We start from the raw sequence: 5,543 nt of genomic DNA on the forward strand, positions 1-5,543 counted from the left end.
TTTTATCTCATAGCCAAAAAAAGCACACATTTATGTGTGCTTTTAATTTATAATAACCTCATTTTAATACCAGTATTCCGGTGGCCGGAGCGTTAAAAATCAAGGTCTGCGGATAGCCCTCCGGATATGCTGATTTATAGTTTTAATAATTTTTTTTCGGAGTAGTTTTTTTCATGTCTTGTTTTGATAAACTCCGCGAAGGTTCAACAGGCTGGCCTGCCAAAGTATTATTCTTCTTGATCGCCGCATCCTTCGTTATTGCCGGAGTTGGGAGTTATTTAATCCCTGATCGTAACCTTGATCCTGCAAAGGTTAATGATGTAAAGATTCCTGAACACGAGCTTGAGAATCAGGTTCGTAGAGAAAAGGCCATGCTGGAAAGACAGTTTGGTAAACAGTTCTTTGAAAAGCAGATGGCTGTTGATCCTCAGTTCAATAATAAGTTTAAAGCCAGTATTCTGGAAAAGCTTATCAATGATGAGGCTTTGGCTCAGCATATCAAGAAAGTAGGGATTGATATTCCTGCCAGCCTGGTAAAGGCAAAAATCATGTCTATGCCTGAGTTTATGGTTGACGGCAAGTTCAGTCAGGAACAGTATGAGAAGGTTCTGAGCATGTACGGTTATATGACCGGTGAGGTTTTCGGTGAAACCCTTCGTAACAACATGTCCAGAGAAACCTATCTCAGACCGGTTATTGACGGGGAATTCGCTCTTCCGGGTGAAGTTCAGTATCTTACTGATGTCATTACTGAAAAGCGCACCTACTCAAGAGTTGATGTTGATTTCAGTAAGTTCAAATCCAATGATCCGGTTTCAGAAAAGGAAATCTCTGATTATTACGAGCAGAACAAGGATAAATATCTTGTTGCCGATAAAGTTAAATTCTCATACATTTATCTGACCTCTGATGACGTTAAGTCTGATGTTCACTATACTGACGCAGATTTAACCGGTTTCTTTAATCTGCATTCCGAAATCTACACCATTCCGGAAAAGCGTGAAATCTCCCATATCCTGCTTACCGGCGATGATGCTATGGCTAAAGCTGCCGAAATCAAGGCAAAGATTGACAGCGGAGAAGATTTTGCAGCGCTTGCCAAGCAGTATTCCGAAGATAAGGATTCAGCTGCCAACGGCGGTAAGCTTCCGGCATTCTCATCAGGTAACCAGGATTCAAGCATTGATAAGGCAACTTTTGCCTTAGAGAAGGTAGGGGATGTATCTGATCCTGTTGAGTCCCAGTATGGTGTGCATATCATTAAGCTGAATGCCATTATTCCTCAGTCTGCCAAGACCTTTGAGGATTCCAAGGAAGATGTAATCAAGAGATACGTTAAGCAGCAGAGCAAGGAAGTGTTCCTCGATAAGCGTCAGATTGTTGCTGATATTTCATTCGAAGATCCTGATTCTCTTGACAGAGCTGCCAAGATGGCCAACGAATCTGATAAGGAACATCCTTCAGATAACGTTAAGGTTCAGGTGTATGATTATTTAGCATCAGATGCCAAGGATCTTAAGTTCCCGTTCACTGAAAATGAAGTTAAGACCAAGCTTTTTGATAAGGAATTACGTGAAAGCGGGGTGAATTCAGATGTGATTGAGCTCGGTCAGGATGCTTTCATTGTGGTTCATATCGAAGATTACGTTCCTAAGACTCCAAAGAAGCTTGAAGACGTTAAGAATGAAATCATTGCTGATATCGCTGCTAACAGAGCTGCCAAGAACGCCGAGTCCTATGTAAATGATCTGCTCTCTAAGATTTCCAAGGGGGAATCTCTTGATAGCGAAAAGGCTGCAGGCAAGATTACTATTTCAGAGCCAAAGACCATTGATCGCCTGAATAACGATGTTGATGAAACAGTTTCAAAGAATGTCTTTGAAATGGCCAGAGCTCCTGAAGGCAAGGTAAGCTTTGGAAAATATTCCGATGCTGATGGTAAGTCATACCTCTTAATCCTTTCTAAGGTGGAAAAGGTAGACGAAAAGGATGCTTCCAGAGATGAGTTCCTTAACAAGCAGGTATTCGAATTCAATGCCAAGAATGATAACGAGCTTGTTGAAAGAGCTTCACGCGGTCAGGCTAAGGTTGAATACAATAGAACCAAGGAATATTTAAAGCTCTCTGATTCTAAGAGCGAGGAATTATAATCTCTGGCTGCCGTTATTCTGATTTATCATGTCAGATACCGGTTTAGGGATTAATAGTTAAAAGCTTTCTTCAAATATGAAGGAAGCTTTTTTCTTTTTGGCTGAAAATTAAGTTTTTTCTATGCTTCATGTATCTCCATCCTTACCTGTTCAGCGTAGGTGTACTCTGTATTACGTCTTGGTCAGGTTCATATAATCTTATTCAACCGGAAAAACATACTGTTTACCGACCCTAACTTAAATCTTTTAGTTATGCCGGTTAATCATCGTAGATTTATTTCTTTAATTTGGATATGCGTTAAATGTCTATCCATAGTTTGGTAAATTAATTATTTAAAAGACTATGGAGTATACGAAATTAGAAGTCTAAATGTTATTTAGATACGTTTTTATAAAAATTATAGTGCTTTTTTTTAGAGTATTATCACTAATTTAAAAAAATATCATAATTCTGGTCAAAAAAACAATGGTAAACTTTATAATAAATACAACAATATAAGTAAATGTTAGTTGTAGTAATAGATGATAACAAAACATTTTTTATACACAGTAACACTTGAACTTTTTTGTTAGGATTTATCTTAGATAATGGCGGTTTGGTTGATTGATTCTTTTTTTCATTAAAATACTGCTATCTCCGTTTCGTGTTTTCGGAAAACTAGATAACGAAGTTATATTGCGCAAATAATTCATTTTAATTTGAGACTATTGGTTATGGGTAAAGTCAATAAAAAAGAGGTCATTTCTTCTTCAAATATTGAACAAGATAAGGACGATAATGCTAAAGCATCTGATTATCTTTCTACAGTTAAAGGTATTGATGGGGCGCAGACATATCTAAATAACCAGAATAACTGGAAGTCTTATGACAAGATTCCAGGTGCTGACGAAACCATCAGACAGAGATATGGTAGCCAGTATAGTCAGAATTCAGCTAAGGATAGAGCTTTTAAAAAGGGGCACAAAGTCAGAGATTCACATACTGGCAAAGAACTGTGCAAAACCGTTGAGGAAGCAAAGAGTAAGTATGGTGCAGACTGGGCAGATCACGTAGCGGAGTCAGATCATGTGGTTCCAGTAAAGCATGTTTACGAAAAACATAAAAAAGATACTTGGCTTACACAGGATGATATTAAAGAAGTAATTAATGATCCTGAGAATTTTCAGCAGCTTTCTAAGAAAAACAATACTACAAAAGGTAGCAGAACGGAGAGGGAGTACCTTGACGATAAGAACAATGGTCTTAAAATTTCAAAAAAGAAACGAGAACGTATTATAAAAGATTCGGATCGGATCAATAACAAAATAGAAACTAAACTGACAATCAAAAAAGCAAAAAATATTGCGTCAACGTTTCATGAGAGTGGTTCAAATTCAGTAAAAAACTCAGCTGCTGAAATCGGACTTCTTAATATTTTGACTAACCTTAAAGATGTTTTGGATGACCGAAAGACCATAAAAGATGCAATGAAGGATGTAGTGACAGATACAGGTTCAGGTCTTGTCAAAAACTATACTTTTAGTGGTGCAGTTACCATAGCACAGCGTTCCCTTCAAGAGTCCGAAATTGCACTTTTAAAATGGGCGGCTAAGTGTAATTTGCCAGCTAAGATTGTATCTACCGTTCAGGTGTGCTTTTCTCCAATAAAGAAGTATTTAAATAATGAAATCACAATGAGTGAATGTACCAAGCAAATTACTCAAGCATCAGCCGAATTAATGATAACCGGGGAAGCTGCTATTATTGGTCAGACGCTTATCCCTATTCCTGTGGTTGGTGCTGTGGCAGGCACTCTTGTAGGCATGGCTTTTAGCAAATGTTTGTTTGGGGTTTTTGATTCAATGGCCACTAATAAACAGATTGCTGCCGAAATGAGGAATATTCAGGAAAAATATAAACAAATGTACGCTCAGTACCATGAATACAGGGTTGAACTGGAAAAAACTTTAGCATCATATTTTGCAAAAGAAAAGAAATTCTACACTGGGTGTATGAAACTTTTGGATGAAGGAATTCTCTCGGATGATAACCGTAAGGTGTCAGAAGCTGCGAGAAATATAACACATCATTTGGGGGGTACTGATAGTATCGAAACAATTGATGACTTATGTGCTTTACTTGATGGTTGAACAAATACATAGGAGTGAACATCATGCCATTTCCTTTTATAATTGGTGCTGCTGTTTTATTTACAGGTGCTGTTGCTGTTGGAGGTCATATTTCCGCAAAGGAAAAGAATGAGGAGGCTAAATCTATATGCGATCGCGCAAAGAGAACATATGATGATCAAGTTCAGGAAACACGAAGTGACTATGACGATTTCACTGACGCAGTTTCTCTTGTAGGAGAATCTAAGGAATACCTCATAAATAATCCGGTGCGTGAGTTTAAACAGTCTTTGGATATGATAAAGCATCTTGATATCTTTGATGTTGGTTCTTATGGTGGTGATTTAGCCCGTACATTTGATGATAAAGAGTTTGATTCCATGATGGCATACGGGGCTAGCCTGGCGCGAACTTTTTCAAAAGAGGCAGATAATGCGGATGCAAAAGGGGCTTTATTTGGAGCTTTGGGCCCCGCAGCCGCTGCATTATATGGAACGGGCGGAGCACTGTTATCTGGTGCAGGATTGGTTGGTGGATTAGGTGCAGGCTTTGCTGCAGCGCTAACTTCTCCTCTTGCTGTTATTGCAGCTCCTATTTTCCTTGTATCTGCATATAAAGCAGATACTGAAGCGGATGCTAATCTTGAAAAGGCTAGAGCATATGAAGCCCAGTGTGAGGCTGAGTGCGAAAAACTTAAGATTCAGAGTGACAAATTTCAGGCAATGCGTGCTCAGTTTTTAATTTATCATGGGCTTATGGATAAGATCGGAACCATATTTGAATACTACATTAAAAAAACTTCCAAAATTATCAATGCCCATCGTAATGTTCTATCTAAACATCAAGTAAAAAGAACAAGAGAGATATTCAACACTAATGAATTGGAGATAATAAAGACCTCATTGAATCTCTTTAATACAGTTAAAACGTTGTGTATGATGAATCTGGTGGTTGAGAATAATGGTGAAGTTGAGGTAAATTCAGACTTTAACGAAAACTTTATTGATGGGGTTCAGACTATTGCTGACAGTCATGCGGACATTCTGAGTTGAAATCAATAACAACAAAAATGTGGTCAGATGAAGACGCGCAGTTTAGGGGGCATTCTTTGAAAAATTTACATATGATAGTTATTTAGTCCTCAAAGGAGGTTGTAAAGAATGCCTTATAGAAATAACGAGTATGAGGACAATCAGTGTACCTTTAACTGTGATAAATGTGGATTGTGCTGTCAGCATCTTCGAGATTTTGGAGATCTGTATCATGATTTGGATGATGGTACTG

The 5,543-nt window shown here is 38.1% G+C and carries 3 protein-coding genes; all 3 read left to right on the forward strand.

Going from position 1 to position 5,543, the window contains the following annotated elements:
- Nucleotides 1–173: 173 nt before the first annotated feature.
- The 3 genes from QZU45_RS10510 (at nt 174) to QZU45_RS10520 (ending at nt 5,311) form a co-directional block, all read left to right on the forward strand.
- A complete protein-coding gene (locus tag QZU45_RS10510; protein WP_295355096.1) occupies nt 174–2,150 on the forward strand; it encodes a SurA N-terminal domain-containing protein in 1,977 nt (658 codons plus the stop codon).
- A 714-nt stretch (nt 2,151–2,864) separates the two neighbouring features.
- Entirely contained in the window at nt 2,865–4,280 is a 1,416-nt protein-coding gene (locus QZU45_RS10515) for a hypothetical protein (protein ID WP_295355098.1), read from the forward strand.
- Nucleotides 4,281–4,303: 23 nt separating this feature from the next.
- Nucleotides 4,304–5,311, forward strand: a complete 1,008-nt coding sequence (locus QZU45_RS10520; RefSeq protein ID WP_295355099.1) for a hypothetical protein — start codon at nt 4,304–4,306, stop codon at nt 5,309–5,311.
- Nucleotides 5,312–5,543: the final 232 nt, after the last annotated feature.

This window comes from uncultured Succinivibrio sp. (assembly GCF_902756765.1).
Taxonomy (GTDB): domain Bacteria; phylum Pseudomonadota; class Gammaproteobacteria; order Enterobacterales; family Succinivibrionaceae; genus Succinivibrio.

What these genes read in the sequence shown, in the direction of transcription:
- QZU45_RS10515 (WP_295355098.1), top strand. Translation starts at nt 2,865, where the DNA reads ATGGGTAAAGTCAATAAAAAAGAGGTCATTTCTTCTTCAAATATTGAA.
- QZU45_RS10520 (WP_295355099.1), top strand. Translation starts at nt 4,304, where the DNA reads ATGCCATTTCCTTTTATAATTGGTGCTGCTGTTTTATTTACAGGTGCT.
- QZU45_RS10510 (WP_295355096.1), top strand. Translation starts at nt 174, where the DNA reads ATGTCTTGTTTTGATAAACTCCGCGAAGGTTCAACAGGCTGGCCTGCC.